Source organism: uncultured Sphingopyxis sp. (assembly GCF_900078365.1).
GTDB lineage: Bacteria > Pseudomonadota > Alphaproteobacteria > Sphingomonadales > Sphingomonadaceae > Sphingopyxis.
On the sequence record NZ_LT598653.1, the window covers coordinates 1,901,665 to 1,928,617 of the forward strand.

The following is a 26,953-nucleotide window of genomic DNA, read 5'->3' on the forward strand; positions in this document are numbered from 1 at the left end:
CGGTTTACGCCTGCTCTGGATTGCCGCGTCGCCTTCGGCTCCTCGCAATGACGAGGCTTGGGGAGATAAGCGGCTATGAGAGGTGACAACGACCAGCTAGCCGCCTTCTGGATGCCCTTCACCGCGAACCGCGCCTTCAAGAGCCAGCCGCGTCAGCTCGTCTCGGCGAGCGGCATGTTCTATCGGTCGAGCGACGGGCGCGAGATCCTCGACGGGACATCGGGTCTATGGTGCAGCAACGCCGGCCATTGCCGCCCCGAAATCAGCGAGGCGATTGCGAAGGCGGCCGCGACGCTCGATTTCGCGCCGACCTTTCAGCTCGGCCACCCGCTGCCGTTCGAACTGGCGCAGCGGCTCGGCGACCTGATGCCTGCGGGGCTCGACCGCATATTCTTTACCAACAGCGGCTCCGAATCGGTTGATACGGCACTGAAAATTGCGCTCGCTATCCAGCGCGCGAAAGGAGAGGGGACGCGGACGCGGCTGATCGGGCGCGAGCGCGGCTATCACGGCACCGGCTTCGGGGGGATCAGCGTCGGCGGGATCGTCAGCAATCGCCGGACCTGGCCGGGGCTGCCCGGGGTCGACCATCTCCGCCACACGCACGACGTTGCGCGCAACGCCTTCACACGCGGCTTTCCGCAGCATGGCGCCGAGCTCGCCGACGATCTCCAGCGCCTCGTCGACCTGCACGGCGCCGAAACGATCGCCGCGGTGATCGTCGAACCGATGGCGGGATCGACCGGGGTGCTTTTGCCGCCCGTCGGCTATCTCCAGCGTCTGCGCGAGATTTGCGACCGGCACGGCATCATTCTGATCTTCGACGAGGTGATCACCGCCTTCGGGCGCGTCGGCGGCGCGACGGCGTCCGAAGCCTGGGGCGTGACGCCGGACATCGTCACCATGGCGAAGGGGCTCACCAACGCGGCGGTGCCGATGGGGGCGGTGGCGGTGAAGCGCGAACTGCACGATGCGGTGCTGGACAGCGTGCCGGGCGGGATCGAGCTGTTCCACGGCTATACCTATTCGGGCCACCCGCTGGCGAGCGCGGCGGGGCTCGCGGCGCTCGACCTTTATGCGCGAGAAGGCCTGTTCGACCGCGCGAACGAACTCGCTTCCTATTGGGAGGATGCGGCGCACAGCCTGAAAGGGCGGCGCCATATCATCGACATCCGTACGATCGGGCTCGTCGCGGGGATCGAACTCGAACCGCGTCCGGGGGCGCCCACCGCGCGCGCGATGGAGCTGTTCCACGCCTGTTTCGACAATGGGCTGCTCGTCCGCGCGACGGGCGACATCATCGCGCTGTCGCCGCCGCTGATCGTCGAAAAGCCGCAGATCGACGAGATGTTCGGACGGATCGCCGATCTGCTGAGCGCAATCGACTAGCCGGCAAGCGGGAAGGTCACCGACACCTTCGTTCCCTTGCCAAGCTCGCTTTCGATGTCGAGCTGACCCTGATGGCGCTCGCTGATGTGTTTGACGATCGCGAGGCCCAGGCCGGTGCCGCCGGCAGCGCGCGAACGGCCGCGGTCGACGCGGTAGAAGCGTTCGGTGAGGCGCGGCAGATGGTCGGGCGCGATGCCGTCGCCTTCGTCGCGGACCGACAGCCGCACGCGGCTTCCCTCGCGGACCAGTTCGACGGTGACGGGGGTTCCCGGATGACCATATTTCATCGCGTTCGAAATGATATTGTGCGCAAGCTGCCCCAGTTGCGCGCCGTCGCCGAGCATCGGCTGCGGCGCGTCGCCGAGCACCGCGACGATGTCCTTTGCGCGCGGCTGTTCGCTGTCGCGAAGCTGCGCGACCGACGTCTGGACGATCGCGGCGAGGTCGACCGGCGTCGTCGGGCGGCGAAAGCGATCGGCCTCGACGCGTGAGATCGAGAGCAGGTCGATGACGAGCTGTTGCATCCGCCCCGCCTCGCGGTGGATGATCGACAGGAAACGGCTGCGCGTCGGCGCGTCGGTATCGCCGTTCATGTCCTGCAGCGTCTCGACATAGCCGAGGATCGCGGCGAGCGGCGTGCGCAGCTCGTGGCTTGCGTTGGCGACGAAATCCGATCGCATCCGGTCGGCGGCGTCGATCGCCGAATGGTCCGACAGCATGACGATGCACTGTCCGCCCGACAGCGCGGCGACGCGCATCGTCCAGCGCTGGCCGGGGCGGGGGAAATCGACGAGATTGACCGTTGAAAGCGGACCGTCACCGATGCGCGATAGCCACTCCGCCGCCGCCGGATGGCGGATCGCCGTGCGTATATCGGCGCCAACGATATGGCGGCCGAGCAGACGGATCGCCGCGTCGTTGGCGATCGCGACGATATTGTCGGCGACGCCAAGGAGCGGATCCTTCTCCTGATCGACCCAGCTCGCGAAATCGGGATGGCGAAGGAGCGAGACCGGCGGCGCTTCGGTCGCCGGCACCGTGCTCGGCGCTTCGGGGAGCGGGGCGGGAAGGGCGCTGTAGACGATGGCGGCGGCGGCGAAACCCGCCACCGCCATCATCGCGATCGACAGGGCGCCGCCGCTCGTCAGCGCGGCAAGGATCGCCGCGATGACGACGAGTGTCAGGGCGATGACGAGGCTGGACAGGCGATCGAACATGCGCCGCCCGCGTCGCACGAAGCATGGGATCAGCGCAAGCGGCTTTGCGGCGGTTAATGTTTTGGGGGAGGCTGTGCCAAAGCGGGAAGCCGAACGGCTGCGGCGGTCTTTTGCTTTTCCTTGACGCTTCATTGCGTTATGCGCCGGGCATGGAAAAGAGCGACATTCCACCCGGTCCGCCCGAAATGGATGGCGAAGCCGTTCCGTCGCGCCGCAGGATGCTGGCGCTCGGCGCCGCCGGCGTGTCGGCGGCGCTGACGATCCGGCCCGCCTTTGCGCAGACCGCCGTGTCGGTGATGAACTGCGAGATTCCCGTGCCTGGAGCGACGGCGGCCGGTCAATATATCGACCGCGCGGGCAAGCTGGTGCCGGCGGGGACGAAGGGCGCCTTTCCGGGATCGCCGCGGCCGTTCACCGGCGAGGAAGTGAAGCGTGCGTTCCGCGGCCAGACGCTGCCCGGAACGACCTACAACCAGTCGCAGGCCTATCTGCAATATATCCGGCGCTTGCAGGCGGGGCAGAGCGGCTTTACCTGTTTCGCATCGATCACGACGTCGCGCTGATTATCGCTTCCCGGCAGGCGATGACGGTTTTCGGCCGCATCGTCAGACAAGGGAGTTTTCGTGAAACTAGCATCGCTCAAAAAGGGCCGCGACGGCCGGCTCGTCGTCGTTTCGGACGATCTGGCCTGGTTTGCTGACGCCGGTCAGATCGCGGCGACGATGCAGGCGGCGCTCGACAATTGGGCCGACGCCGCGCCGCGCCTCGCCGCGCTTGCCGAAGATCTGAACCATGACGCGATTCCAAAGGAGCGGTTCCACGAGCATGATGCGGCATCGCCGCTGCCGCGCGCCTATCAATGGGCCGACGGCAGCGCCTATGTGAATCATGTCGCGCTGGTGCGGCAGGCGCGCGGCGCCGAAATGCCCGACAGCTTCTGGCACGATCCGCTGATGTATCAGGGCGGCAGCGACGCCTTTCTGGGGCCTCGCGATCCTATACCGCTCGGCGATCCCGCATGGGGCTGCGACATGGAGGCCGAGGTCGTCGTCGTGACGGGCGATGTGCCGGCGGGTATCGATGCCGTTGCGGCGCGCGAGAAGATCCTGCTCGTCGGCCTCACCAACGATGTGTCGCTGCGCGGGCTGATCCCGGCCGAACTCGCCAAGGGCTTCGGCTTTTTCCAGTCGAAACCGTCGAGCGCGATGTCGCCGGTGTTCGTGACGCCCGATGCGCTCGGCGATCGCTGGAAGGACGGCAAACTGCACGGAACGCTGTCGGTCGATCTGAATGGCGAGCCGCTGGGCCGCGCCGACGCGGGGGTCGATATGACTTTCGATTTCGGCGCGCTGATCGCGCATGCCGCGAAAACCCGCGATCTGGGCGCGGGCACGATCATCGGATCGGGCACCGTGTCGAACCGCGACGCCGACGGCGGGCCGGGCAAGCCGATCGCCGAAGGCGGGCTGGGCTATAGCTGCCTCGCCGAAGTGCGGACGGTCGAGACGATCCGGCTGGGCGAGCCCAGGACGCCGTTCATGAAGAAGGGCGATACGGTCCGCATCTGGATGGACGACGACCGCCATCATAGCATTTTTGGCGCGATCGAGCAGACGGTCGGCTAACGGCAAAGAGGGCGGAAATTGCTTTCCGCCCTCTTCTCGATCCTATGTGGAAGCCAGGGCGGTCAGCCCTTGCCGCCGAAGGCGCCGCCCGACATCGCGTCGCTCAGCGAGCAAGCCGCCGGGCCCAGAATGACGATGAACAGCACCGGCAGGATGAACAGGATCAGCGGCACCGTCATGATCGCAGGCAGACGCGCGGCCTTTTCCTCGGCGCGCATCATGCGTTCATTGCGAAATTCGGCCGACAATACGCGAAGCGCGGACGCGAGCGGCGTGCCGTATTTTTCGGTCTGGATCATGGTCGTGACGACGCCCTTCACCGACTCCAGATTCACGCGGTAGGCGAAATTCTCGAACGCCTGCCGGCGCTCGGTCAGGAAGCTGAGTTCGATCGACGTCAGCGCGAACTCTTCGCCCAGTTCGGGATAGGCGCGGCCGAGTTCTTTCGCCACGCGGGCGAAAGCCGAGTCGACCGTCAGACCCGCCTCGGCGCAGATGACGAGCAGGTCGAGCGCGTCGGGAAGGCCCTTGCGGATCGCGTCGGTCCGCTTCTGGCGCATATTATCGACGAAGAGGTCGGGCGCCTTGTAACCCAGGATCAGCGCGCCCATCGTATAGGCAGAGCGTTTGACCGAAGTCAGGTCGGGCCACATGTCGACCCAATAGATCAGAAAAAGCGCGAGCCCCCCAAACAGGATCGGCAGCACCATGCGACCGAAGATCACCGCGACGGCGAGGTCCTTCGACCGGATGCCGGCTTGCGCGAGCTTTTGCTGGACTTCCTTGATCTGACTGTCCTGGAGGACCTGGAGCTTGCCGAGGAAGGTCCGCATCTTGTCGGCGGTCTGGTTCTTGCGGACCAACCGGGCACGGCGCTTCGCTGTCGAGGCGGTGATGCCGGCTTTCAACTGTTCGCGGCGTTCGTTGAGCGCCTTGACGCGCTTCGTCATCGGGTTGCGCACGGACAGCGCGTTGTAGATCGCGAACAGCACGGCGAAGACGCCGACCGCCGCCAGCATGGTGCCGGCCCATACGACGTCGACGCCGAGCAGGGTCGGACCGCTCTGCGCACCCGAGAAGGCCGATGAGAGAAGGAGGCTGCTGTTCACTGTCTCTGCCCCTTCAAATTTCGAAATTGACCATCTTAGCCATGATGCCGGCGCCGATGCTCATCCAGACCAGACCGCCGATACCCGCAATGATGAGCCGCTCCTCGGCGAAAAAGCCGGCGAGATAGCCGGGGTTCACCGTCCAGACGACGCCGAACACGAAAAAGGGCAGCGCGCCGACGATATAGGCGGACGCCTTGGCTTCCGACGACATCGCCTTGATCTTGAGCTTCATCTGGGCGCGCTTGCGCAGGACGTCCGACAGGTTGGCAAGCGTCTCGGCGAGATTGCCGCCGGTCTCGCGCTGGATCTGGATCGTGATGCAGAAGAACTGGAATTCGGGGGTGTCCAACATTTCGGCCGATTCCTGCAACGCGGCTTCCATCGTGTTGCCGATGCGGATGCGTTCGACGACGCCCCTGAACTCCTCGCCGACCGGACCGGGGAGCTCGTGACTCACGACCTGGAAGGTTTCGGTGACCGGCAGACCCGACTTGAGACCGCGCACGAGCAGGTCGATCGCGTCGGGAAAGCGGCTGTTGAAAGCCGCGACGCGCTTTTTGATCGTCATGCCGACGACCAGATAGGGGAGGCCGAGGCTGAGCAGCAATCCGACGAGCCCCGCCATCAGGACGGGGGCGCGGACGACGAGCATCGCGCCGGTGGCGACGACGAAGATGATCATCGTTGCAAATATATATTGCGTCAGCGTCCAGCTCTTGCCGGTCCGGCGAATCCTTTTCTCGAGCTCTTCGCGGCGCGGCAGCAGATGAGTCAGCGAGGAGCCGCCCGCGCGGCCCGACTGGATCGTCTTGCGCATTTGCGCCGCGACGACCGCTTCGGTCGAAGCCGCATGGCGATCCTTGACCATCGCCAGCCGCCGCGTCTTCGCTTTGCCCGCCGAAGGCCCGCCGACCAGAATGACGAGCAGGGCGAAGGCCAGGAAAGCTCCGGCGATGATCAGGATGACTGGCAGGTTCATGGTCAGCTGGTGTCCGCTTCTATCGCTGGAGGTTGTGACGGCGCGTCATGCACGCCCTCACGCCGCCTGTTTCGCGCCCTTTTTGGTCAGGCCGAGCTTGCCAAGCAGCGAGCCGCCCGACTTGTCTTTCACGGCGGTGACCGGCGCATCCCCGGCATGGACATCGGCGCCGTCGAGGACGAGGCGCATGAGATTGTTCCAGACCTGCGCCGACTTGGTTCCCTTGCAGGTTTCGGCGTAGGATTTCCCGAGCTTCGCCGCCTGGACGACGAGCTTCGGATCGAACGGGATGACGATGTCGATCGGCCGTTCGATCGACGATTCAAATTCCTTGCGCGACAGTTCGCCGACCGCGCTTTGAAACTTGTTCGCGACGAGGACGACGCGCGCGCCGGGAATGTTCTGCTTGAACCACGACAGAAGCCGGATCGTGTCGCGCGCCGCGGCGAGCGTCACGTCGCTGACGAGCAGAATCGTTCCCATCTCCGACACCAGGTGCGGGAAGGGGATCAGAACCTGGCGCGGGATGTCGACGATCGTCATCTCGAACGCGCCCCGCAGTTCTTCCTCCAGCTGGAAAAAGGCCGAGCCGTCGGTCATCACCGGCTGGTGGATCGGCGCTTCGGCCGACAGCAGGCTGAGCTTGTCGGATGCGCGCACCATCGCGCGCTCGATGAACAGGCCGTCGATCCGGCTCGGATTGTCGATCGCATCGATCAGGCCGCGACCGGGTTCGAGGTCGAGCGTAAGCGCACCCGTTCCGAAATGGACGTCGAGATCGAGCAGCGCCGTCTGACGGTCGGCCTGTTCGCTGATCGCCCAGGCGAGCGAGGTCGCCACCAGCGAGGCGCCCACGCCGCCGCGAACGCCGACGACGCCCATCATATGGTGCGGCTTGTCGTCGTGCATGTCCGCGTGTTTCGGGGCCGACAGCATCGCCTGCGCCATGGTCAGCGATTCACGGACCTGTTCGAGCGACAGCGGCTTCAGAAGATAATCCTGGATGCCGCTCGACAAGAGGTCGCGATACAGGCGCACGTCGTTGACCTGACCCGCGGCGATCACGACCGTCCCGGGTTCGCAGACTTCGGCCAGCGCGTTGATGTCGTTGATCGGATCACCCGATTCGGACATGTCGACGAACAGGATGTTCGGGCTCGCGGACACCGACAGCGATTGCACCGCGTTGCGCAGCCCGCCCTTGTTGCACTTTTCGACCGGCCAGCCCATGTCGCCCGCCGCCGCGCGGATCAGTTCCAGCGTATCGTCGTCGCAGACGAAGGCGTTGAAGGGATCGCGCAGTCCCGCTGATTTGAAAGGAGCGTTCACTGACCACCTCCGGTTGATACCTTGCTCAGTCCTGCCGCCCCGGTCTGGGGCTTTGTGCGGTAGGTCTGGATCGCGCGCGTCGCTGCGAGCGGGTCATGCCCCGTGTCGCTCGTTCCCTTGATCAGATCATTGGGGTCGGCGACCATCGCGGCGAGGTTGCCGTTGACCGCGCAGCCATAGTTGGACGAGGTCGCATTGGCCGAGTTCAATGACGATTTGCTGTCCCAATTGGGGCATCCTGGAACCGAAGCCGACGCGCGGGTCACGACCACGCGCAGATAGCCTTCCGGAACCGCGCCCGTCGTTACCGGCGCCTCGCGGCTCAGCAACAGCCCGCGGCGTTCGACCATGGCGCGGACCGTCGCCTGCGCCGACGATGCGCCGTAAGCCGACGGATCCTCCACCGCGATGCGGTCGCCGTAGCGAACCCCCATGGCGTCGAGCCAGCCCTGCAGGCGGCCCTGTTCGCTGGGCGGCAGTTCGCCATTCGCGGTCGCGACGTCGAATTGATAAAGGCTGTTGCGCACCACCGGCTGATGCACCGATTCCAGGCTGCGGTTGCTATATGCGGCGCCGGTGCAGCCGGCGAGCGAACTCGCGCATGCCAGGATCGTCCAAGTTGCGATTTTCTTCATCACTTTGCTCCTGAAATCCAGCGCGTCACTTGATGCTGAAACCGGGGGCGACGCTGCCGCCGCCCGTCCGCGGCCGGTCGGCGTCGCCAACATCGGTATCGAGCCGCGGTTTGGGGCGGTCGCCGCCGGTCACGCCGTCGCTCGTCTGGTTGAGCAGCAGCCGTTGCAGATCGTGCGTGTCCTGGAACGCGTCGGTCGGCAGCTTGATGTCGTTCGCCGACACGGGCTGGACCAGATAGGGCGTCACGACGATGACAAGTTCGGTTTCGCCGCGGCGGAAGCTGTCCGATTTGAACAGCGTGCCGAGCAGCGGAACATCGCCGAGACCGGGCATCTTGTCGATCGCTCCGATCGAGCGGTTGTTGAGCAGCCCCGCGATCATGAAGCTTTCGCCCGAGCCGAGCTCGACCGTCGTTTCGGCGCGGCGGATCGTCAGCGCCGGAACCTGGAAGCCCTGCATCTCGATCGCGCCTTCGGTCGAGAGTTCGGACACTTCGGGCCGGACGCGCAGGCTGATCCGCCCGTTCGACAATACGGTCGGCGTATAGGCGAGGCTGACGCCATATTTGCGATATTCGATCGTCGTGCCCGCGAAGTTGCCGGGGATCGGAACCGGAAATTCGCCGCCCGCCAGGAACTCGGCGGTCTCGCCCGAAATCGCGGTCAGATTGGGCTGCGCCAGCGTCGCGACCAGACCCGACCGCTCGCCGATGTCGAGCGAGGCGATGAGGTCGAGCCCGAACAGGCGGCCCGCCCCGGCAAGGCTGCGCGTCCCTGCCGGCGTAGTGATCGTATAGGTGGTGTTGCCATTGGCATCGGTCGTGATTGTGCCCGCCTGGCGGCCACCGAAGACTCCGCCCAGAAACCCGTTGCCGAGCGGACCGTCGGTGTCGCGTGTCAGGAGGTTGCCGCTGATTTCCTTAACCAGCGACCGGTTCACTTCGGCGATGCGGACCTGCAGATTGACCTGCAGCGGCGTCGCGGTGCGCAAGCGCGAGAGCACCTTGGTTTCTTCGCCGACAAAGGCCTGAACCAGCCGTTCGGATTCGGCCGCGTCGTCGGGCGAGCGGACCGTCCCGGTGAGCAGGACAAAGCCGTTCATCGGGGTCGCCACAATGCTTGCTTCGGGCATCGCGAGCGCCAGCATCTGGTCGATCGTCTCGATATTGTTGCCGACGCGGGCGACGGTCGAAAAGACGACCCGGCCGCCGGAATCGGTGGCATAGATGCTGGTTTCGCCGGGCTTTTTGCCAAAGACATAGAGCTGGCGGCCCGAGCGGACCTGGACGTCGGCGACGTCGTCGTTGGCGACGAAGACATCGGACATGGTGGCGGGAAGGCTGACCAGGCGGCCGCGCCCCACCGACAGTTCGAGGCTGCCGTTGGCGTTCTGGACGGCCTGGGCGATGGCTGGCTGCGAGGGCGCCGTCGCGAGCGGGGCCGCCACCAGGCCGATAGCCAGGGTGCGAGCGAGCGCCGCCGCCTTGAAATTGGCTTTGCTGTTCATCTTATTTACCCCCAACCGGAACTTCGGTCATCTTGTCGCCGCGGGTCACGCGCACGACCGGGCCGGCCGGCGCGGCCGTCTGGCGCCCCTCGCCCGACGGCGCATAGTCGCCCTTGTTCTCGGGCTGCGAACTCGGCGCGCGGACGCGGCCGCGCACCGGGACCCAGAAACGCGAGACGTCGCCGCCGGTCGTCGCCGACGAGCGGCTGGCGGTCGGACGCGCGGCGGCTTCGGCCAGCATCTTCTTCTCGGCGGCACTGCCCGCGGGAACGTCGATCTCGCCCGAGGCGATCGCAGCCTCGAGTTCGCCGGCGGTTTCGGCCAGCGGACGCAGCGCGAGCGACAATTTGCCCATGTCCTGGGCGACGGCGATCTTCTCGGCGATCTCCGGCGTCGCTTCGAGCGTCACCGAGCTGAAGGTACGCACCGGCGTCTTGCCCGTCTCGTCCTCGGCATTGTAGCGCTGGTCCGTCGCCAGGACACGAACGTTGCGGATGATCGTCTCGGCGGTGAACAATTGCTTGTCCGGATAGGATGAGGTCTCGGAATCGACCGCGAGCTGCTGTGCGAGCACGACGTCGACGCGGTCGCCCGGAAAGACGAAGCCGCCGACACCCTCTTCGCGCGAAACCTTGACGGTGACCGCGCGCATTCCGGGACCAAGCGCCGCGGCGAGGAAGCCTCGGTCGTCGGGATGGACGAGGGCCCCTTGCGTGAGCGGCTGCCCGGCGGTGATCGCATGGCGCACGACAGTGCCGACGAGATTGTTCACGTCGGTCTTGTCCTTCAGGAAATAGGCTTTTTCGACCAGTTCCTTCGGCCACGGCTGAAACCGGAAGCTGTCGGGGCCGATAATCGTGCCGACCGGCAACTGCCGCGTCGCGACGAGGATCATCGGGCCGGTGATTTCGGGCGCCGCGGCGGCTCGTGCCTTCGGGGCGGCGGCGCCGCGCAACATCTGGTTGACCCCGAACGCCGCGCCGATGGCAATCACCAGCGCGCCGACGATCAGCATAATCTTTCGCGTATCCATGACGAGTTTTCGCCCTCCTGCACCCACCAGAGACGGTCGTGCTTTTCCCTCAGGTCATCCGATAGCCTGAAACTGGTTAAGATAGTGTTGGTGAAGCGCCCAAAGCCCCGCAGCGGCGATGGCGACTCCGTAGGGGACCTCGACCGACCGCTCCGAAGGGCGCAATTTCATGTGGATAAGCATCGCCGCGGACAGGAGGCCGCCGCCTATCGCCATGACCATCAGCATCGGCAGGAACAGCGGAAGCGGGATCCAGAGCATCACCGCGCCGATCATTTTCACGTCGCCGCCGCCCATCGCGCCCATCGCGAACAATCCGGCGAAAAGCAGGAAGACCAGAAGGGCCGCGCCGAGTTGGATCGCGACGTCGGGCCAGAATGCGAGACCGGAGGCGATCCAGAAGGGGATTGCGAGCAGCGCCATGGCGGCGTTGAGCTGGTTGGAAATCGTCCGCGACCGGACGTCGCTGATCGCCGCGGCCATCATCAGCAGGCCGAGAATGACCATCAGGCCGAGCGAGATCGCGCTATCCATTTGGCCCCTCTACGCAACATGGCTTACCAAAGGGTAACCATGTTGCGGGCGACGCCGCGGCTTGCATTCCGCGGTCCAGCCGATATGCGGCGGGCCATGACCGACCGGCCGCCCTCTGCCACCGATGTGCTGATCGTCGGCGCCGGAATCGCGGGCGCGAGCCTGGCCGCCGCGCTCGCGCCATGGCGCCGCGTCGTGCTGGCCGAAGCCGAGAATGCGCCCGGCTATCACGCGACGGGCCGGTCGGCCGCCTTCTGGCACGAAACCTATGGCGGCGCACGGGTGCAGCCCTTGACGCTGGCGTCGCTGGGAGCGTTGCTGGATCCCGACCCCGAATTTTCGGACCATGCGTTCCTGTCGCCGCGCTCGGCGTTGACGATCGGGCGGACCTCCGAAGCGGCGGCGGTCGAGGCCTTCGCCGCCGAGTTCGGGGCGAAGGGCGTGGAGATCGAGCGCCTGTCGGGGGAAGCCATCGCCGCAAGGGTTCCGGGCCTGCGATCCGAGTGGAGCGAAGCAGCCTATGAAGGCGCGTGCCGGGACATCGATGTCGGCGGCCTCCACGCGGCCTATCTGCGCGCCGCGAAGCGCGCGGGCGCCGCGCTGGTTACCCGCGCGCCGCTGCGCCGCGCCCGCCGCGCGGGCGACGGGTGGCGGGTTCGGCTGGGCGAGGAGGAGATGGACGCGGCGGTGATCGTCAACGCCGCGGGGGCATGGGCGGACGAGGTCGCCGCCGCTTGCGGCGTCGCGCCGCTTGGAATCCAGCCCTATCGGCGGACGGTGCTTCAGGTGCGGCTCGGCGTTGCGGTTCCGGCCGAACTGCCGCTGGTGATCCATGTCGGCGGCCGGTTCTATTTCAAGGGCGAAAGCGTGGGGCGCATATGGCTGAGCCCGCACGACGAGACACCGGCCATGGCGCACGACGTGGCGCCCGAGGATATGGACGTCGCCATCGCGATCGAGCGACTGCAGTCGGTCGTCGACTGGCCCGTGGCGGCGGTCGAGCGCAAATGGGCGGGCCTGCGCAGCTTCGCGCCCGACCGGATTCCGGTTTTCGGCGCCGATCGCGATGAAAACCGGTTTGTCTGGTGCGCGGGGCAGGGCGGGTTCGGCATCCAGACCGCGCCGGCGATTTCGGCGCTGCTCGCGGCGCAATTGGGGGCTCCGGCGCCTTCCGGGCCGATCGGACGGATCGACTCCTTGCCTTTCGCTCCTTCGCGCTTCGCCTGAGCCCATCTTGTCTTGCGCTGCGAAACGATTGAATTAACCTGTGTTTAGCCCGCCACCCCCGGCGCGGCGCGATATGTGGAGGATGGCATGGCCCATTATTTCGAGATCAAGAAGAACAAGGCCGGTGAATTTGTCGCCTATTTCAAATATAATAGCGAGCCGATCTTCTGGACCGAGGGCTATAGCAGCAAGGCGTCGGCCAAAAACGCCATCGACTCTATCCTGAAGAACGGTCCCGGCGCCGAAGTTCGCGAAACCGAGTAATCTCTTAGGGGTTAGCGCGCGGGCGCCTTGCGCGCCCGCGCGACTTCGAGCGCGGCATCGCTGGCAAGCCGGTCGGCGAGTTCATTGTCGCCGTGGCCCGCGTGGCCCTTGACCCAGATCCATTCGACCTTGTGGCGCGCGCTTTCCTTGATCAGCCGTTGCCACAGATCGGCATTGGCGACGGGTTTTTTGGCCGCCGTCTTCCAGCCATTCTTCTGCCAGCCGAAGACCCATTTGGTGATGCCGTCGCGGACGTAGACGCTGTCGGTCGACAGTTCGACGTTGCAGCTGCGCTTGAGCGCGGCGAGCGCCTCGATCGCGGCCATCAATTCCATGCGGTTGTTCGTCGTGTCGGGTTCGCCGCCCGACAAGGTCTTCACGACGTCGCCCCAGCGCAGCACGGCGCCCCAGCCGCCGGGACCGGGATTGCCCTTGCACGCGCCGTCGGTGGCGACGATCACGGTCCTGCCGGCGGCCGTCGTCATGCGAGCGCGAACAGGCCGGCGGCGTCGGCGGCGCGATAGCGTTGCAGGCGGGCGAGGAAGGGCGACGGATCCTTGCGCGTGACGAGCGCGTCGGGAGGCGTATGGATCCAGTCATGCGCGCGTGTGAGCAGGAAGCGAAGCGAAGCGCCGCGCGCGAGCAGGGGGAGTGCGGCGATCTCCGCTTCCGTCAACGATATTTCGCCTGCATAGCCGCGCATCAGCGCGCGCGCGCGCGCCGGATCGCACGTTTTGCCGTCGGCCGAAAAAGCCCATGAGGCATGGGTGATGACCAGATCATAGGCGCGGAAATCGCTCGCGGCAAAATAGAAATCGATCAGCCCGGTGACCCGGTCGCCGAGCATCAGCACATTGTCGGGGAAGAGGTCGGCATGGATGACGTGCGCAGGCAAATCGACAGGCCAGTGCGCATCGAGATGCCGAAGCTCGTCATCGACGATCGCCTGGAGCCCCGGAAGCACGGCATCGAGATTGCCCGCCCCCTCGGCGATGGCGTGCCAATGACCGTGGCCCATGCTGTTTTCGCGCCCGCCGGCATAGGTTTCGAGCGCGCGGTGCATCGCTCCGAGCGCCGCGCCGGCGGCTTCGCACTGACCCGGCGTCGGCTGGGTCAGCGAAATGCCCTGGAGAAACTGGATGACGCAGGCCGAACGTCCTGAGACCTGCTGGATGGCAACGCCCTCGCGGTCGCGGATCATCGCCGGAACCGGGCAGTGCCGGCTCGCGAGATGGTCGAGCAGATCGACGAAAAACGGCAGATCGCCTTCGCTGACGCGCTTTTCGTAGAGCGTCAGGATGAAGCGTCCCCCGGTGGTTTCGAGGAGGAAATTGCTGTTCTCGACGCCCTCGGCAATGCCCTTGCACGACACGACGGTGCCGATGTCGTAACGCGCCACAAGCGCCGCAAGGTCGTCGGGCTCGACGTGGGTATAGACGGCCATTGAAGGGTCAAAGCCCGTGCATGACGCGGTCGAGGCGTCGAAATGGCGAAGATATCGCCTTCGCGTGGCCGCTGCGGATGGTGGTTCCATCTGCAAGGCCGGGCGGAGGCGAGATCGAAGCCATTTCGACGTCCCTTCGGGATTTGACCGATTTTGTCCATGGCCGCGTCAGCGAGCCTTGCAATATATTCATATGGCTGCGTCTCGCCTCCTTGCCCTGAACAAAATCGCTTCAAACCTCGACCGCGTCATGCACGGGTTTTGACCCTATGCGGCTTCGAGCCCACGCGGCAGCTTGAAGATCATATGTTCTTCGGCGGTGACGACGATGTCTTCGACGACCGGCCGAACCGCCGCCACGGCATCGATCACTTCGCGGACGAGCGTTTCCGGCGCGCTGGCGCCGGCGGTGATGCCGAGCGTCGCGATATTTTCCAGCCAGGCCGGATCGATGTCGCTGCCGCGCTGGACGAGATGGGCGGGGGTGCCGAGCCGCTCGGCGACCTCGACAAGGCGCAGGCTGTTCGAACTGTTCGGCGCCCCGATCACGATCATGCGGTCGCACTGCCCGGCGATCGCCTTCACCGCGTCCTGCCGGTTCGAGGTGGCGTAGCAAATATCCTCGCCCCGCGGCCCGCTGATCGCGGGGAAGCGGTGCTGAAGCGCCGCGATGATGTCGCGTGTGTCGTCGACCGACAGGGTGGTCTGGGTCAGATAGGACAGCATGTCGGGATCGGATGGCGCGAGCGCGGCGACGTCGTCGACCGATTCGACCAGCGTCATCGCGCCTTCGGGAAGCTGGCCGAGCGTACCGACGACTTCGGGATGGCCCGCATGGCCGACGAAAATGATATGCCGCCCGGCATCATGCGCGCGCTCGGCCTGACGATGCACCTTCGACACCAGCGGGCAGGTGGCGTCGATATAGTCGAGCCCGCGCATCTCGGCCTTCGCCGGAACCGCCTTCGGCACGCCATGCGCGCTGAATACGACAGGGACGCCATCGGGGACCTGGTCGAGCGATTCGACGAAAATCGCGCCTTTGGCCTTCAGCGAGTCGACGACATAGCGGTTATGCACGATCTCGTGCCGGACATAGACCGGCGCGCCATATTTCTGCAGCGCGAGTTCGACGATGCGGATCGCGCGATCGACGCCGGCGCAGAATCCGCGCGGCGCGGCGATCAGAACCTTGAGTTCTGCCGCTTCGCGGCCCCGTGCGGGCGTCGTCGGATAGGGAGCGTTCATGATGCGCGCGCTCTAGCGCAGCAAGTCCCATGGGGTAAAGCCGCTTCGTCCCCATCCCCCTGCCGTTTCCCTTGCCGCCTCCCTTTGTCGTTCTCTTTGTTGCGCCGCGTTCATCGCACCGATAAGAAGCGGCGCGCATGAAGCGGGATCAATCGTCCCGGCCCTAGTCCCGTGCGCCTGTTTGGAAAGCCCGATCATCATGATGTCCATTTCGTTCCCGTCGCGTAAATTCCTGACCGTGCTGTGCGGCACGGCGGCCGTGGCGACGGCGGCGGGCTGCGCGAAGGATAATGAAATCGCGATCGCGGGCGGCGTCGGTATCACCGCGACGCGGAGCGCCTGTCCGGCGGTCGCCGTGCCGCTGCACACCGGCGACATCACGCTGTTCGATCCCGCGACGAGCCGCGACGCGAGCGCGATCGACGTCGTCGCGGCGATTACCAATGTAACGCCGCAGTGCAACGACACGGGCGAGAAAGTCTATCAGCTCGCGAGTTTCGACGTCGTCGCGACGCGGCGCGAGGCCGGGCCGGCGCGTACCGTGACGCTGCCTTATTATGCCACGGTGCTCCAGGGCGGGACCGCGGTGGTCGCGAAGCGCCTCGGCAACGTCGCCGTGACCTTTGCCGAAGGGCAGGTGCGCGGCACGGGGCGCGGGCAGGCCTCGGCCTATGTCGATCGCGCTGCCGCCACGCTTCCCGCCGATATTCATGAGCGCATCACCCGCAAGCGCAAGCCGGGGGATCAGGACGCCGCGATCGATCCGCTGAGCCTTCCCGAGGTGCGCGCGGCGGTGCAACGCGCCAGTTTCGAGCTGCTAGTCGGCTTTCAGCTGACCCAGGAACAGCTCGAATATAACGTCCGACGATAGGCATTGCGGCGGCGCGGCGCGCCGTTCGCTCCTGCACGCCCTGCGCGCCGCCCGGCGACGCAGGGCTTTTCGCGTGCCCCAAGCTGCGTTAGGGCGCGCGATAGTTCCGTTTGAGCGAATTGATAAGCTCGAAGGGATTATGTGTCCCCGCGAAGGCGGGGACCCATCTCCGGTCGGTTTCAGATGGAGCCGGCAGGTGATGGGCTCCCACCTTCGCGGGAGCACTCCGCGTTTTTCAATTGAAGATGATCACGCCCAATCGTGATTATTATATCCGAAGATAGGCCAAACCCTGTGACCCTGTTCAGTCGTTTTTCCGACCATATCGGCGCCGCGCTCGACGCGCTGGCCGCTCGCAATGCCCTGCCGGATGGCCTCGATCGCAGCGGGATCAGCGTCGAACCGCCGCGCGACCCGGCGCATGGCGATGTCGCCACCAATGCCGCGATGGTGCTGGCGAAGCCCGCGGGAATGAACCCGCGCGCGCTCGCCGACCTGCTCGTCGCCGAACTCGGCAAACTCGACGAGGTGACCGAGGCGAGCGTCGCCGGCCCCGGCTTCATCAACCTGCGCCTCGCCGACGACAGCTGGCGCGACGAACTGGCGTTGATCTTCAGCGAGGGCCGCGATTACGGGCGGTCGACGATGGGACAGGGGCGGCGCGTCAACGTCGAATATGTCTCGGCCAACCCGACCGGCCCGATGCACGTCGGCCATTGCCGCGGCGCCGTGGTCGGCGACGCGCTCGCCGCGCTGCTCGAATATGCGGGGCACGAGGTGATCCGCGAATATTATGTCAACGACGCCGGGGCGCAGGTCGACGTGCTCGCGCGCTCGGTCCATATGCGGTATCGCGAGGCGCTCGGCGAGGACGTCGGCGCGATCCCCGAGGGGCTCTATCCCGGCGATTATCTGAAGCCGGTCGGCGAAAAGCTGGCGGCAGAACATGGCGACCGCTTTGCGGGGGCGCCCGAAAGCGCGTGGCTCGGCCTGTTCCGCGCCGAGGCGGTCAGCGCGATGATGGACATGATCCGCGCCGACCTCGCCAAGCTCGGCATCCATCACGACCTTTTCTCGTCCGAAGCCGAACTTCAGGCCGAGGGTAAGCCCGCCGCTGCCGAGAAGTGGCTCCGCGAGCATGATCTCGTCTACGATGGCCTGCTCGAAGCGCCGAAGGGCGAAACGCCCGAGGATTGGGAGCCGGTCGAGCTGCCGCTGTTCCGCTCGACGCGGTTCGGCGACGATCAGGACCGCCCGATCAAGAAATCGGACGGCAGCTGGACCTATTTCGGCGCCGACCTCGCCTATCATTTCCAGAAGAGCCAGAACGCCGACGAATTGATCGACATCTGGGGCGCCGACCACGCGGGCACGGTCAAGCGGATCAAGGCTGCGGTCGCGGCACTGACGGACGGCAAGACCCGTTTCGACGTCAAGCTGGTGCAGATGGTCCGCCTGCTCAAGAATGGCGAGCCGTTCAAGATGTCGAAGCGCGCGGGCAATTTCGTCACGCTGGCCGATGTCGTCGATGAGGTCGGCAAGGATGCGGTGCGCTTCACGATGCTGACGCGCAAGGCCGACGCGCAGATGGACTTCGACTTCGCCAAGGTGGTCGAGGCGTCGCGCGACAATCCCGTCTGGTATCTGCAATATGCCAACGCCCGGATTTCGCGCCTGCGCAGGAAGGCCGCCGAGGCCGCGATCGACCTGCCGCCGCCCGCCCCGGCGCGGCTGGGCACGCAGGAACTGGGGCTGATCAAGCTGCTCGCGCAATTCCCGCGCACCGTCGAAGCGGCGGCGTCGGCGCGCGAGCCGCACCGGATCGCTTTCTATCTGGCCGACGTCGCGGCGGCGTTCCATGCCTGGTATAATCTGGGCAACGACGACCCGTCGGCGCGCATCGTGCTCGACAATGACCCCGAATTGACCGCGACGCGCCTTTATTTGGCCGACGGAATCGGGCAGGTTATCCGCAACGGGCTCTTCCTGATGGGGGTCGAGGCGCTCGAGGAGATGAATTGATGGCTGAGGGGCGGGATGCGGGGCAGGGCGATACGGGGCTTGGTCTCGATGACGAGGATCGGCTCCCCTGGCTCGAAGCGGCCGACGGGTTCGAGGAAGATGGCGAAGTTTCGCCCGTGCGCCTGCTCGTCATGGTGCTCGGCGGGCTGCTCTTGATCGGCGCGGTACTCGGCGGCCTGTGGTGGATCCAGAATGGCGGCGCGCGCGGCAACGGCGAATTGATCGCCGCGCAGCAGGGCGATTACAAGGTGGCGCCCAAGAGCGACGGGGCGAGGACTTTCGAGGGCGAGGGCGATGTCGCCTTTTCCGCCAGCGAGGGCGGCGAACCCGCGGGCAAGGTCGATCCCAAGCGGATGCCCGAGGAACCCGCGGTGACGGTGGCCGAGCGCGAGGCGGCGGCGAAGAAGGCCGCGGCTGAAAAGACCCCGAAAAGCAAGCAGCAGCCAGCCGCGCCGGTCAAGGCGGGTGAGACCAAGCCGGCACCGGCGCCAGTCGCACAGGGCTCGACGATGATCCAACTCGGCGCCTTCAGCAGCGAGGGCGCCGCCGCCAAGGCATGGACCAACCTGTCGAAGCGGTTTGCCTATCTGGCCGAGCTCAACAGGTCGATTTCGCCCGCCAAGGTCGGCGACGGTATGGTCTATCGCTTGCGTGTTTCGGCAGGAACGGCGGCCAATGCGTCGAATTTGTGCGGAAAATTGCGCGTTGCCGGTGAAAATTGCGTCGTCGTCCGCTGATTCGGCCCGCTTGGCCGCAGACTCCGTTGGTGCGATCCCGTCGCTATGGCATGTTGTCGTGCTGGTCGTTGCCTGAGGGGGCGGCGGCCGATGGAGTTTGATCGACGATGATACCGGCTATTTTCGGCCTGTCGGGCCTGACCCTCACCGACGATGAGCGCGCCTTCTTTCGCGACAGCGACCCGGCGGGCTATATTTTGTTCGGACGCAACATCGAGAACCGCGAGCAACTGCGGCGCCTGACCGACGAGCTTCGCAGCCTCGACGGCCGCGCCAGCCTGCCGATCCTGATCGATCAGGAGGGCGGGCGCGTTGCGCGCATGAAATCGCCCGAATGGCCGCTTTTCCCGAGCGGCGCGGCGTTCGACGCGCTCTACGACCGCGCGCCCGCCAGCGCGATCGAGGCGGCGCGGCTCAACGCGATGGCGCTCGCCGCCATGCTCGCGGAGGTCGGCATCACCGTCGATTGCCTGCCTTTGCTCGACGTCCGCCAGCCGGGCGCCAGCGACGTCATCGGCGATCGCGCGCTCGGCAGCGAGCCGATGCGCGTCGCCGCGCTCGGCCGCGCGATCCTCGGCGGATTGCAGGCGGGCGGCGTCGTCGGCATCGTCAAACATATTCCCGGCCACGGCCGCGCCCTGCTCGACACGCATGAGGCGCTACCGACGGTGACCGCGTCCGACCGTGACCTGCAGACCGATCTTGCGCCTTTCGCGGCATTGCGCGACGCGGCGATGGCGATGACCTGCCACGTCATTTTCGAGGCATGGGACGCCGAACGGCCCGCGACGCTGTCGCCGGTCGTCGTCGACAGCGTCATTCGCCAGCGCATCGGCTTCCATGGCCTGCTGATGACCGACGATCTTGATATGAAGGCGCTGTCGGGCGACGTGCCGTCGCGCGCCGCCGACGCGATTGCCGCCGGCTGCGACATCGCGCTCAATTGCTGGGCGAAGATGGACGACATGATCGGCATAGCGAATGCGCTCGACCCGATCAGCACCGTATCGCTCGCACGGCTGGAGGGCGCGATGGACCGGATTTCGGGCGCCAGCGACGGCCGCGAGTTCGCCACTCTGGTCGATCAGCGCGACGCGCTACTGGCGACGGCCTGATTCGCCGATGGAGTCGCTGCCGCTCGATTTCGAGATCGTGCCGGCGGCGCCCGAGCGCGACGATGCGTTGCAACTGTCGCTCGAAAGCTGGGAGGGGCCGCTCGATCTGCTGCTGACGCTCGCGCGCAGCCAGAAGGTCGACCTCAAGCAGATTTCGATCCTCGCGCTCGTCGAGCAATATCTGGCTTTCATCGCCGAAGCGCGCGAGCTGAAGCTTGAGGTCGCGGCCGATTATCTGGTGATGGCGGCGTGGCTCGCCTATCTCAAATCGGCACTGCTGCTGCCCAAGGATCCGCTCGAGGATCCGTCGCCCGACGAACTGGCGCTCCGCCTGCAACTGCGGCTCCAGCGGCTTGCGGCAATGCGCGACGCGGCGGCGCGTTTGCTCGCGCGCGACCGGATCGGCCGCGACGTCTTTCTGCGCGCGAAGCCGGAGGGGCTGCGCGACATCAAGGTGCGGCGCTGGGACGCGAGCCTCTATGACCTTCTCGCCGCCTATGGGCAGGTCAAGCTGCGCTCCGAGCCCGTGGTGCATATGGTGTCGCGGCGCCCGGTCGTCACGCTCGACGCCGCGCTGCATCACCTGCAGCGCATGCTGGGAGTGACGCTCGACTGGGCCGAACTCGCCGATTTCCTGCCGTCCGACTATGATGGTCCGCTGCGCCGTTCGGCGATCGCATCGAGTTTCGTCGCCGCGCTCGAGCTGGCGCGGCAGGGGCAGGTCGAATTGAAGCAGGATGGCGCCTTCGCGCCGCTCTATCTGAAAGCAGCAGGGGCATGATCGACGATCTCGAACGCGCGATAGAAGCGATGCTGTTCGCCAGCGACGAGCCGCTGGACGCGCGGCAGGTCGCCGGCCGGCTCGGCGACGAAATGACGCCAGGTCAGGTGAAGGCGATCATCGAAACCATCGCGCAGCGCCATGCGGGCAGCGGGATCGAGCTCGTCGAACGCGGCGGGCATTGGCATTTCCAGACCCCGGCCGACCTCGCGCATCTTTTGCGCCGCGAACGCGACGACCCGCGCAAATTGTCGCGCGCCGCCGCCGAGGTGCTCGCGATCATCGCCTATCACGAGCCCGTCAGCCGCGCCGAAATCGAAGCGATCCGGGGCGTCCAGACCTCGAAGGGAACGCTCGATGTGCTGATGGAGGCCGAATGGATCATGCCCGCCGGACGCCGCGAAGTTCCGGGACGGCCGCTGATCTACAAGACGACCGACGCTTTCCTGCAACATTTCGGCCTCACCAGCCGCAAGGACCTGCCGGGAATCGAGGATTTGCGTGCGGCAGGGCTGCTCGACCCGGTCGATCTCGCTTTCGAGGAAGCGATGGGCGAACTGGACCTAGTAAAAGACGGTGAAGAGGCCTAGATGAGCCCTTCAAGGAGAATTTGAGATGGGTAGCTTCAGCATCTGGCACTGGCTCGTGGTCGGGATTCTCGTCCTGCTGCTGTTCGGCAAGGGCCGCTTTTCGGACATGATGGGCGATGTCGCCAAGGGCATCAAAAGCTTCAAGAAGGGCATGGCCGAGGACGAAACGCCGACGCCCTCGCCGAAACAGATCGAAGGCCAGCGCGCGCCCGATCTGACCGCGACGCCGACCCCGACCGCGGAAACCGAAAACCGCTGAGTTCCAGCGCCTGCCGGATTGCTTGTAAATGTTCGATGTTGCGCCCACCGAGTTGCTGCTCGTCGTGGTGGTGGCCTTGGTCGTCATCGGCCCCAAGGACCTTCCCAAGGCGATGCGCTTCGTCGGCAAATGGATGGGGAAGGCGCGCGGAATGGCGCGCCATTTCCGCGCCGGGCTCGACACGATGATGCGCGAGGCCGAACTCGAGGAACTCGAAAAGCAGTGGCGCGAACAGAATGACGCGATCATGCGCGAATTTCCGCGCATTGACGATGCCGGCACGTCGCAACCCGCCACTGCGGAATCTGCACCCGAGGCCGAAACCGCGCCGGCGGTGACCGACGCCGAAGTCGATCAGGCTGCCGCCGGCAACCCGCCCGAAACCCATGCCGTGCCGCCCAAAGATGGCCCGCTGCCATGAGCGCCGATACGCCTGCGACCACCGAAGACGAGGATGGCGGCGGCGGCAAGATGCCGCTGCTCGATCACCTCATCGAACTGCGCTCGCGCCTGCTGAAATCGCTGCTCGCGATCGGTCTGGCTTTCGGGGTTTGTTTCTATTTCGCAGAGAATATCTTTGCCGTTCTCGTCCAGCCGCTGGTCCGGGCAGGGCAGGGCAAGCTGATCTACACCCAGTTGTTCGAAGCCTTTTTTGTCCAGGTAAAGGTGGGCTTTTTCGCGGCGATGATGATTTCCTTCCCGATTATCGCCAACCAGCTCTGGAAATTCGTGGCCCCGGGCCTGTATCGCCAGGAAAAGCGGGCATTGCTGCCGTTCCTGTTCGCGACGCCCGTGCTCTTCGCGATCGGCGCAAGTTTCGCCTATTTCGTGACAGTGCCTTTGGCGCTGAAATTCCTGCTGGGATATCAGGGGGATATCGGGGGCGTGTCGCAGGAAGCATTGCCGTCGGTCGGCAATTACCTTAGCTTTATCATGCAGTTCATCATGGCGTTCGGCATCGCGTTCCTGCTGCCGATTCTCCTGATGTTGATCGAGCGTTCGGGGCTGGTGACGCGCGAGCAACTTGTTTCGTCGCGTCGCTACATGATTGTCGCAGCCTTTGCGATCGCGGCAGTCGCGACGCCGCCGGACATCCTGAGCCAGTTCCTGCTCGCCGTGCCGCTGATCCTGCTCTACGAAATGTCGCTCTTTGCGATCTGGTTTACCCAGCGCCGACGCAAAACAGGCGCCGAAGCGGCGCCTGTCGAGCCTCTCGAAGAGGCTTAGCGTAAGTTGGCTGAGGATCAGTCGATGGCGTCGCTGCCCGCCTGACCGACCGATTCGATATCCCGGCCGACACCCTTCACCGTGTTGCAGCCAGCGACCAGAAAGCTGGCAAGCAGGGTAAGAAGGATAATACGAGCACTCGACATTCTTCACCTCATCAGGATTGAGCGCAAAATGGCCCGGCACGCTTCGAGGGGGGGGAGGGAATGCGGGCCGGGCCAATGTTGCTGAGCAGCGCTGCGGGGGGGCGATGACCGCTGCTCGAATGGGAAACGACCGATAGGGGCGATAGGTTCCCAAAAAAATCGCGAGTCACGAAATTTTTTTCGCTGCTTCTGAATCGCTTGGATTCCAGTATCTTGCATTCAGAGCGTAGTGAGCCCGCTGAGCACGGCAAGGCCCAGGAAGGCCAGAAAGCCCATGGAATCGGTCGTCATCGTGACGAATATCGAGCTCGCGACCGCGGGATCCTGATCGAGCCGGTCGAGCAGCAATGGGATCGCGACCCCGGCGACGCCGGCGACGAAGATGTTCACGATCATCGCCGCCGCGATCACGCCGCCGAGTTCGGGGTTGGCGAACCACAGCGCGGTCGCGGTGCCGGCGATCAGCGCGATGGTGCCGCCGTTGAGCAGCGCGATCTTCATTTCGCGCCAGATCGCGCGCCAGCTGTTCGAATCGGTGAGCTGGTTCATCGCGAGCGCGCGCACCGTCACCGCCAGCGTCTGCGTTCCCGCATTGCCGCCGACCCCCGCGACGATCGGCATCAGCGCGGCGAGCGCGACCATATGCTCGATCGCGCCGCCGAATATCCCGACGATCGTCGAGGCGACCAGCGCAGTGCCGAGATTGGCGATGAGCCAGCGCACGCGCGCGCTATAGGTCTCACGGATCGGTTCGTTGATGTCGCCGTCGCCGGCGCCCGACAGGCGCAAAATATCCTCGCCTGCCTCTTCCTGAATGATGTGGACGATGTCGTCGACCGTGATCATGCCGACGAGCCGCCCGCTCTTGTCGACGACCGCGGCGGAGATCAGCGCATATTTCTGGAAGCGCAGCGCGACCTCCTCCTGGTCCATGTCGACCGGGATCAAAGTCTGCTCGCGTTTCATCACATCGCCGATCGCGATGTCGCGCGGCGTGCGCAATATCCAGCTCAGCTGGCAGGTGCCGACCGGCTTGTGCATCGGGTCGACGACGAAGATTTCCCAGAAATCGCTGGTGAGTTCGGTATCTTCGCGCAGCCGGTCGATGACATCGCCCACCGTGACATGCTCGGGCACCGCGACGAGGTCGCGCTGCATCAGGCGCCCCGCCGATTCCTCGGGGAAGGAGAGCGCGTCCTCGATCGCGGCGCGATCCTCGGGCTCCATCGCCTGGAGGACGGCCTGCTGATCGTCCTCTTCCATATCCTCGATGATCGCGACCGCGTCGTCGGTATCGAGTTCTGAGGCGAGTTCGGCCACTTGCTCCGGCGCGAGAAGGTCGATCAGCTCCTCGCGGACATAATCGTTCATCTCCGCGAGCACCTCGGCGGAGAGCATGTCGCCGAGCACCGCTGCGAGCATCGGGCGCTCGTCGGTGCGCGCGAGTTCGAACAGGTCGGCGATGTCGGCGGGGTGGAGGCGGCCGACGCGTTCGCGCGCGGCCTCGCCCTCGCCGGCCTCGGCGAGCTCGATCACGTCGCGAACGAACTCGGGCTTCAGCCGGTCGTCCTCGTCGAGTTCGGTTTCGGGGGCAGGGGTTTCGCGATCGTCGGCGATCGCGGCATCGCCGGGCGGCAGGGAATCTTCGCGTTCGTCCATCGCGCGGTCCTCCCTGTCTCTTGCGGCGTCCGAGCCTCCCCTAGTGCCGCTACCGGCCGATGGCAACGCCGCGGAGATAGGTTTTCGACAATTTGAACGTGCCTTGGCCGCCGCGCGCCGCTATGGCACCGCCGAACCAGACCATAGGAGTCCCGATATGTCCGAAACCCTCACGCTCTCGCTGTCGACCGGCGATGTCGTCATCCGCCTGCGCCCCGACCTCGCCCCGCAGCATGTCGAGCGCATCTCGACGCTCGCCAAGGAAGGCTTCTACGACGGCGTCGTGTTCCACCGGGTGATTCCGGGCTTCATGGCGCAGGGCGGCGATCCGACGGGCACCGGCATGGGCGGCAGCAAGCTTCCCGACCTGCCGCAGGAGTTCAACAGCGAGCCGCACGTCCGCGGCGTCTGTTCGATGGCGCGCGCGCAGAATCCGAACAGCGCGAACAGCCAGTTCTTTATCTGCTTCGACGATGCGCGCTTCCTCGACAATCAATATACCGTCTGGGGCGAAGTGGTCGAAGGCATGGAAAATGTCGACGCGCTGCCCAAGGGTGAACCGCCGCGCGAGCCGGGGAAGATCGTGAAAGCGACGGTGGCCTGATGCCTCATCCCCTCCTCTTCAGAGGAGGGGCAGCGAGACTTGGGAACTTGTTCCCTAGTCGCAGCGGGGTGGTGCTCCTTCATCGGCGTCGACCACCCCAACCCCTCCTCTGAAGAGGAGGGGCTTTTCATTGGCTATTCCCCCACGAACCCGTTCAATCTCTCGCACGCGGCAATCCAGTCTTCCTTGAACGCCTGCACGACCTGTCCGGCGCCCATCGCCTCGTTCATCAGGCCGACGCCCTGACCGACCCAATAGGTCGCAAGCGCCTTGGCGCCTTCGTGGCCGCCTTCGGACAATTTATCGACCTTGCGAAGCGCCGGTTCGCTGACTAGCGACTGGAGCGGCATCGGCAGCGGTTTCGGCGCGCCTTCGGCCTCCCACGCGTCGGTCCACGGCGAGCGGAGCTGGCGCGACGGCTTGCCGGTGCGGCTTTTCGATCGCACCGTATCGCGCGCCGAGGCGGCGAGCATCTTTTCCTTCACGACCGGATTGGTTTCGGCTTCGGCAGTCGTCAGCCACACCGATCCGGTCCAGGCGCCGTGCGCGCCCATCGCCATCGCAGCCGCCATCTGGCGCCCCGTGACGATACCGCCCGCCGCAAGGATCGGTGTGTTCGCGCCGACCGCCTCGACGGCTGCCGCGACCTCGGGCACGAGCACCATCGTCGCGACCTCGCCGCAATGGCCGCCCGCTTCGCCGCCCGCGACGACGAGGATGTCGACGCCCGCGCGAACCTGCGCCAGCGCATGGTCGCGCGTGCCGACGAGCGCGGCGACGGGGACATTATGGCGTTTGCCGAGGTCGAGCATCAGCGGCGGCGGGACGCCGAGCGCGTTGGCAATCAGCCTGATCGGGTGGCGGAAGGCGACTTCGAGCAGCTTCGCCGCGCCGTCTTCGTGCATATTGTCGCCGAAGCTTTGGCGCGTTTCCATCGCGGCTTCGAGTCCCGCGGCATCGACGTCGAATTTGCCGAGCAGGTCGGCGGCGAATTGCAGATGCGTTTCGGGCACCTTCGCTGCGCCCGGCGAAGGCGCGTCGCCCTTGCCTGCGAAGCTGTTGGGGACGATCAGGTCGACGCCATAGGGACGCCCGCCGATATGTTCGTCGATCCACGCGAGTTCTTCCTCGAGCCGTTCGGGCGGTAGCGCGGCGGCGCCGAAGACGCCCATGCCGCCCGCCTTCGACACGGCGACGACGACGTCGCGGCAGTGCGAGAAGGCGAGAAGGGGGAATTCGATGCCGAGCATGGCGCAGATGGGGGATTGCATGGGACCTCTCCGTTCTTGTTCTGGCCGCCTTCCCAAAAAAGCCGTTTGCCCTAGCTTGTCGAAGGGCCGTTCTTCTTTCGACATCGGAAGAGAAGGGCGGTGCCTCGACAAGCTCAGCACCAACGGGA

Annotated in this window: 29 protein-coding genes; 15 read left to right on the forward strand and 14 right to left on the reverse strand. The window is 65.7% G+C overall.

What is annotated here, in order from left to right; all coding sequences use genetic code 11:
* Positions 1-75 precede the first annotated feature (75 nt).
* Positions 76-1,389 (forward strand): aspartate aminotransferase family protein, encoded by a 1,314-nt coding sequence (locus QZL87_RS08650; RefSeq protein WP_295326402.1) that lies wholly within the window; start codon positions 76-78, stop codon positions 1,387-1,389.
* Here the strand turns inward: QZL87_RS08650 and QZL87_RS08655 are convergent.
* Positions 1,386-2,606 (reverse strand): ATP-binding protein, encoded by a 1,221-nt coding sequence (locus QZL87_RS08655; RefSeq protein WP_295326404.1) that lies wholly within the window; start codon positions 2,604-2,606, stop codon positions 1,386-1,388. The genes QZL87_RS08650 and QZL87_RS08655 overlap by 4 nt on opposite strands.
* Positions 2,607-2,755: 149 nt before the next feature.
* Between QZL87_RS08655 and QZL87_RS08660 the strand changes: the two genes are divergently transcribed.
* Complete coding sequence (locus QZL87_RS08660) at positions 2,756-3,169, forward strand: hypothetical protein (protein WP_295326407.1); 414 nt, start codon at positions 2,756-2,758, stop codon at positions 3,167-3,169.
* A 60-nt stretch (positions 3,170-3,229) separates the two neighbouring features.
* Positions 3,230-4,231, forward strand: a complete 1,002-nt coding sequence (locus QZL87_RS08665) for a fumarylacetoacetate hydrolase family protein (protein ID WP_295326409.1) — start codon at positions 3,230-3,232, stop codon at positions 4,229-4,231.
* 62 nt (positions 4,232-4,293) lie between these two features.
* Here the strand turns inward: QZL87_RS08665 and QZL87_RS08670 are convergent, their stop codons facing one another.
* From QZL87_RS08670 to QZL87_RS08700, 7 genes are all read right to left on the reverse strand, one after another.
* Complete coding sequence (locus tag QZL87_RS08670; protein ID WP_295326799.1) at positions 4,294-5,250, reverse strand: type II secretion system F family protein; 957 nt, start codon at positions 5,248-5,250, stop codon at positions 4,294-4,296.
* 103 nt (positions 5,251-5,353) lie between these two features.
* Positions 5,354-6,322, reverse strand: coding sequence for a type II secretion system F family protein (locus QZL87_RS08675; protein WP_295326411.1), 969 nt, complete (start codon positions 6,320-6,322; stop codon positions 5,354-5,356).
* 57 nt (positions 6,323-6,379) lie between these two features.
* A complete protein-coding gene (locus QZL87_RS08680; RefSeq protein ID WP_295326413.1) occupies positions 6,380-7,651 on the reverse strand; it encodes a pilus assembly protein CpaE in 1,272 nt (423 codons plus the stop codon).
* On the reverse strand, positions 7,648-8,286 hold the full coding sequence (locus QZL87_RS08685; protein ID WP_295326415.1) for a CpaD family pilus assembly protein: 639 nt from the start codon (positions 8,284-8,286) through the stop codon (positions 7,648-7,650). Before QZL87_RS08685 ends, QZL87_RS08680 begins: the two co-directional genes overlap by 4 nt.
* Before the next feature lie 25 nt (positions 8,287-8,311).
* Positions 8,312-9,793, reverse strand: a complete 1,482-nt coding sequence (locus tag QZL87_RS08690) for a type II and III secretion system protein family protein (RefSeq protein ID WP_295326417.1) — start codon at positions 9,791-9,793, stop codon at positions 8,312-8,314.
* A gap of 1 nt (position 9,794) precedes the next feature.
* On the reverse strand, positions 9,795-10,826 hold the full coding sequence (gene cpaB, locus QZL87_RS08695; RefSeq protein ID WP_295326418.1) for a Flp pilus assembly protein CpaB: 1,032 nt from the start codon (positions 10,824-10,826) through the stop codon (positions 9,795-9,797).
* A gap of 54 nt (positions 10,827-10,880) precedes the next feature.
* Positions 10,881-11,360 carry a prepilin peptidase gene (locus tag QZL87_RS08700; protein ID WP_295326420.1) on the reverse strand — a complete coding sequence of 160 codons (480 nt, stop codon included), beginning with the start codon at positions 11,358-11,360 and terminating at the stop codon, positions 10,881-10,883.
* 96 nt (positions 11,361-11,456) lie between these two features.
* On the opposite strand from QZL87_RS08700, the gene QZL87_RS08705 reads away from it, so the two are divergent.
* Both QZL87_RS08705 and QZL87_RS08710 read left to right on the forward strand, forming a co-directional pair.
* Positions 11,457-12,587 carry an FAD-binding oxidoreductase gene (locus QZL87_RS08705; RefSeq protein WP_295326422.1) on the forward strand — a complete coding sequence of 377 codons (1,131 nt, stop codon included), beginning with the start codon at positions 11,457-11,459 and terminating at the stop codon, positions 12,585-12,587.
* Between the two features lie 87 nt (positions 12,588-12,674).
* Entirely contained in the window at positions 12,675-12,851 is a 177-nt protein-coding gene (locus QZL87_RS08710; RefSeq protein ID WP_295326425.1) for a DUF1508 domain-containing protein, read from the forward strand.
* Between the two features lie 11 nt (positions 12,852-12,862).
* Here the strand turns inward: QZL87_RS08710 and rnhA are convergent, their stop codons facing one another.
* The 3 genes from rnhA to ispH form a co-directional block, all read right to left on the reverse strand.
* Positions 12,863-13,336: a ribonuclease HI gene (gene rnhA, locus QZL87_RS08715; protein WP_295326427.1), complete on the reverse strand. Its 474-nt coding sequence runs from the start codon at positions 13,334-13,336 to the stop codon at positions 12,863-12,865.
* Complete coding sequence (thrB, locus tag QZL87_RS08720) at positions 13,333-14,295, reverse strand: homoserine kinase (RefSeq protein ID WP_295326430.1); 963 nt, start codon at positions 14,293-14,295, stop codon at positions 13,333-13,335. Before thrB ends, rnhA begins: the two co-directional genes overlap by 4 nt.
* A 267-nt stretch (positions 14,296-14,562) precedes the next feature.
* On the reverse strand, positions 14,563-15,543 hold the full coding sequence (gene ispH / locus QZL87_RS08725; protein ID WP_295326433.1) for a 4-hydroxy-3-methylbut-2-enyl diphosphate reductase: 981 nt from the start codon (positions 15,541-15,543) through the stop codon (positions 14,563-14,565).
* Between the two features lie 199 nt (positions 15,544-15,742).
* Between ispH and QZL87_RS08730 the strand changes: the two genes are divergently transcribed.
* From QZL87_RS08730 to tatC, 9 genes are all read left to right on the forward strand, one after another.
* The gene (locus QZL87_RS08730) at positions 15,743-16,414 is read left to right on the forward strand and encodes a hypothetical protein (RefSeq protein WP_295326435.1); all 672 of its coding nucleotides are present in this window, start codon (positions 15,743-15,745) and stop codon (positions 16,412-16,414) included.
* Positions 16,415-16,708: 294 nt separating this feature from the next.
* The gene (gene argS / locus QZL87_RS08735) at positions 16,709-18,436 is read left to right on the forward strand and encodes an arginine--tRNA ligase (protein WP_295326438.1); all 1,728 of its coding nucleotides are present in this window, start codon (positions 16,709-16,711) and stop codon (positions 18,434-18,436) included.
* Entirely contained in the window at positions 18,436-19,173 is a 738-nt protein-coding gene (locus tag QZL87_RS08740) for an SPOR domain-containing protein (protein WP_295326440.1), read from the forward strand. Before argS ends, QZL87_RS08740 begins: the two co-directional genes overlap by 1 nt.
* A 107-nt stretch (positions 19,174-19,280) precedes the next feature.
* Positions 19,281-20,288: a beta-N-acetylhexosaminidase gene (gene nagZ / locus QZL87_RS08745; protein ID WP_295326443.1), complete on the forward strand. Its 1,008-nt coding sequence runs from the start codon at positions 19,281-19,283 to the stop codon at positions 20,286-20,288.
* Between the two features lie 7 nt (positions 20,289-20,295).
* Complete coding sequence (locus tag QZL87_RS08750) at positions 20,296-21,069, forward strand: ScpA family protein (RefSeq protein WP_295326445.1); 774 nt, start codon at positions 20,296-20,298, stop codon at positions 21,067-21,069.
* Entirely contained in the window at positions 21,066-21,659 is a 594-nt protein-coding gene (scpB, locus tag QZL87_RS08755) for an SMC-Scp complex subunit ScpB (protein WP_295326448.1), read from the forward strand. Before QZL87_RS08750 ends, scpB begins: the two co-directional genes overlap by 4 nt.
* Positions 21,660-21,684: 25 nt before the next feature.
* A complete protein-coding gene (locus tag QZL87_RS08760; protein ID WP_295326450.1) occupies positions 21,685-21,918 on the forward strand; it encodes a twin-arginine translocase TatA/TatE family subunit in 234 nt (77 codons plus the stop codon).
* 28 nt (positions 21,919-21,946) lie between these two features.
* On the forward strand, positions 21,947-22,339 hold the full coding sequence (gene tatB, locus QZL87_RS08765; protein WP_295326452.1) for a Sec-independent protein translocase protein TatB: 393 nt from the start codon (positions 21,947-21,949) through the stop codon (positions 22,337-22,339).
* 50 nt (positions 22,340-22,389) lie between these two features.
* The gene (gene tatC, locus QZL87_RS08770; RefSeq protein WP_295326454.1) at positions 22,390-23,145 is read left to right on the forward strand and encodes a twin-arginine translocase subunit TatC; all 756 of its coding nucleotides are present in this window, start codon (positions 22,390-22,392) and stop codon (positions 23,143-23,145) included.
* A 17-nt stretch (positions 23,146-23,162) separates the two neighbouring features.
* On the opposite strand, the gene QZL87_RS08775 is transcribed toward tatC, so the two are convergent.
* A complete protein-coding gene (locus QZL87_RS08775; protein WP_295326456.1) occupies positions 23,163-23,291 on the reverse strand; it encodes an entericidin A/B family lipoprotein in 129 nt (42 codons plus the stop codon).
* A 219-nt stretch (positions 23,292-23,510) separates the two neighbouring features.
* Positions 23,511-24,950, reverse strand: a complete 1,440-nt coding sequence (gene mgtE / locus QZL87_RS08780; protein WP_295326459.1) for a magnesium transporter — start codon at positions 24,948-24,950, stop codon at positions 23,511-23,513.
* A 157-nt stretch (positions 24,951-25,107) separates the two neighbouring features.
* Between mgtE and QZL87_RS08785 the strand changes: the two genes are divergently transcribed.
* Positions 25,108-25,554, forward strand: a complete 447-nt coding sequence (locus tag QZL87_RS08785; protein WP_295326461.1) for a peptidylprolyl isomerase — start codon at positions 25,108-25,110, stop codon at positions 25,552-25,554.
* A gap of 134 nt (positions 25,555-25,688) precedes the next feature.
* Here the strand turns inward: QZL87_RS08785 and QZL87_RS08790 are convergent, their stop codons facing one another.
* On the reverse strand, positions 25,689-26,825 hold the full coding sequence (locus tag QZL87_RS08790; protein WP_295326463.1) for a nitronate monooxygenase: 1,137 nt from the start codon (positions 26,823-26,825) through the stop codon (positions 25,689-25,691).
* Positions 26,826-26,953 lie beyond the last annotated feature (128 nt).

What these genes read in the sequence shown, in the direction of transcription:
- QZL87_RS08760 (WP_295326450.1), top strand. Translation starts at nt 21,685, where the DNA reads ATGGGTAGCTTCAGCATCTGGCACTGGCTCGTGGTCGGGATTCTCGTC.
- tatB (WP_295326452.1), top strand. Translation starts at nt 21,947, where the DNA reads ATGTTCGATGTTGCGCCCACCGAGTTGCTGCTCGTCGTGGTGGTGGCC.
- QZL87_RS08705 (WP_295326422.1), top strand. Translation starts at nt 11,457, where the DNA reads ATGACCGACCGGCCGCCCTCTGCCACCGATGTGCTGATCGTCGGCGCC.
- nagZ (WP_295326443.1), top strand. Translation starts at nt 19,281, where the DNA reads ATGATACCGGCTATTTTCGGCCTGTCGGGCCTGACCCTCACCGACGAT.
- thrB (WP_295326430.1), bottom strand. Translation starts at nt 14,295, where the DNA reads ATGGCCGTCTATACCCACGTCGAGCCCGACGACCTTGCGGCGCTTGTG.
- cpaB (WP_295326418.1), bottom strand. Translation starts at nt 10,826, where the DNA reads ATGGATACGCGAAAGATTATGCTGATCGTCGGCGCGCTGGTGATTGCC.
- scpB (WP_295326448.1), top strand. Translation starts at nt 21,066, where the DNA reads ATGATCGACGATCTCGAACGCGCGATAGAAGCGATGCTGTTCGCCAGC.
- QZL87_RS08740 (WP_295326440.1), top strand. Translation starts at nt 18,436, where the DNA reads ATGGCTGAGGGGCGGGATGCGGGGCAGGGCGATACGGGGCTTGGTCTC.
- QZL87_RS08690 (WP_295326417.1), bottom strand. Translation starts at nt 9,793, where the DNA reads ATGAACAGCAAAGCCAATTTCAAGGCGGCGGCGCTCGCTCGCACCCTG.
- QZL87_RS08685 (WP_295326415.1), bottom strand. Translation starts at nt 8,286, where the DNA reads ATGAAGAAAATCGCAACTTGGACGATCCTGGCATGCGCGAGTTCGCTC.
- QZL87_RS08730 (WP_295326435.1), top strand. Translation starts at nt 15,743, where the DNA reads ATGATGTCCATTTCGTTCCCGTCGCGTAAATTCCTGACCGTGCTGTGC.
- QZL87_RS08700 (WP_295326420.1), bottom strand. Translation starts at nt 11,360, where the DNA reads ATGGATAGCGCGATCTCGCTCGGCCTGATGGTCATTCTCGGCCTGCTG.
- QZL87_RS08710 (WP_295326425.1), top strand. Translation starts at nt 12,675, where the DNA reads ATGGCCCATTATTTCGAGATCAAGAAGAACAAGGCCGGTGAATTTGTC.
- QZL87_RS08670 (WP_295326799.1), bottom strand. Translation starts at nt 5,250, where the DNA reads ATGCTGGCGGCGGTCGGCGTCTTCGCCGTGCTGTTCGCGATCTACAAC.
- QZL87_RS08775 (WP_295326456.1), bottom strand. Translation starts at nt 23,291, where the DNA reads ATGTCGAGTGCTCGTATTATCCTTCTTACCCTGCTTGCCAGCTTTCTG.
- QZL87_RS08650 (WP_295326402.1), top strand. Translation starts at nt 76, where the DNA reads ATGAGAGGTGACAACGACCAGCTAGCCGCCTTCTGGATGCCCTTCACC.
- QZL87_RS08675 (WP_295326411.1), bottom strand. Translation starts at nt 6,322, where the DNA reads ATGAACCTGCCAGTCATCCTGATCATCGCCGGAGCTTTCCTGGCCTTC.
- rnhA (WP_295326427.1), bottom strand. Translation starts at nt 13,336, where the DNA reads ATGACGACGGCCGCCGGCAGGACCGTGATCGTCGCCACCGACGGCGCG.
- mgtE (WP_295326459.1), bottom strand. Translation starts at nt 24,950, where the DNA reads ATGGACGAACGCGAAGATTCCCTGCCGCCCGGCGATGCCGCGATCGCC.
- tatC (WP_295326454.1), top strand. Translation starts at nt 22,390, where the DNA reads ATGCCGCTGCTCGATCACCTCATCGAACTGCGCTCGCGCCTGCTGAAA.
- QZL87_RS08785 (WP_295326461.1), top strand. Translation starts at nt 25,108, where the DNA reads ATGTCCGAAACCCTCACGCTCTCGCTGTCGACCGGCGATGTCGTCATC.
- QZL87_RS08750 (WP_295326445.1), top strand. Translation starts at nt 20,296, where the DNA reads ATGGAGTCGCTGCCGCTCGATTTCGAGATCGTGCCGGCGGCGCCCGAG.
- QZL87_RS08790 (WP_295326463.1), bottom strand. Translation starts at nt 26,825, where the DNA reads ATGCAATCCCCCATCTGCGCCATGCTCGGCATCGAATTCCCCCTTCTC.
- QZL87_RS08660 (WP_295326407.1), top strand. Translation starts at nt 2,756, where the DNA reads ATGGAAAAGAGCGACATTCCACCCGGTCCGCCCGAAATGGATGGCGAA.
- QZL87_RS08655 (WP_295326404.1), bottom strand. Translation starts at nt 2,606, where the DNA reads ATGTTCGATCGCCTGTCCAGCCTCGTCATCGCCCTGACACTCGTCGTC.
- ispH (WP_295326433.1), bottom strand. Translation starts at nt 15,543, where the DNA reads ATGAACGCTCCCTATCCGACGACGCCCGCACGGGGCCGCGAAGCGGCA.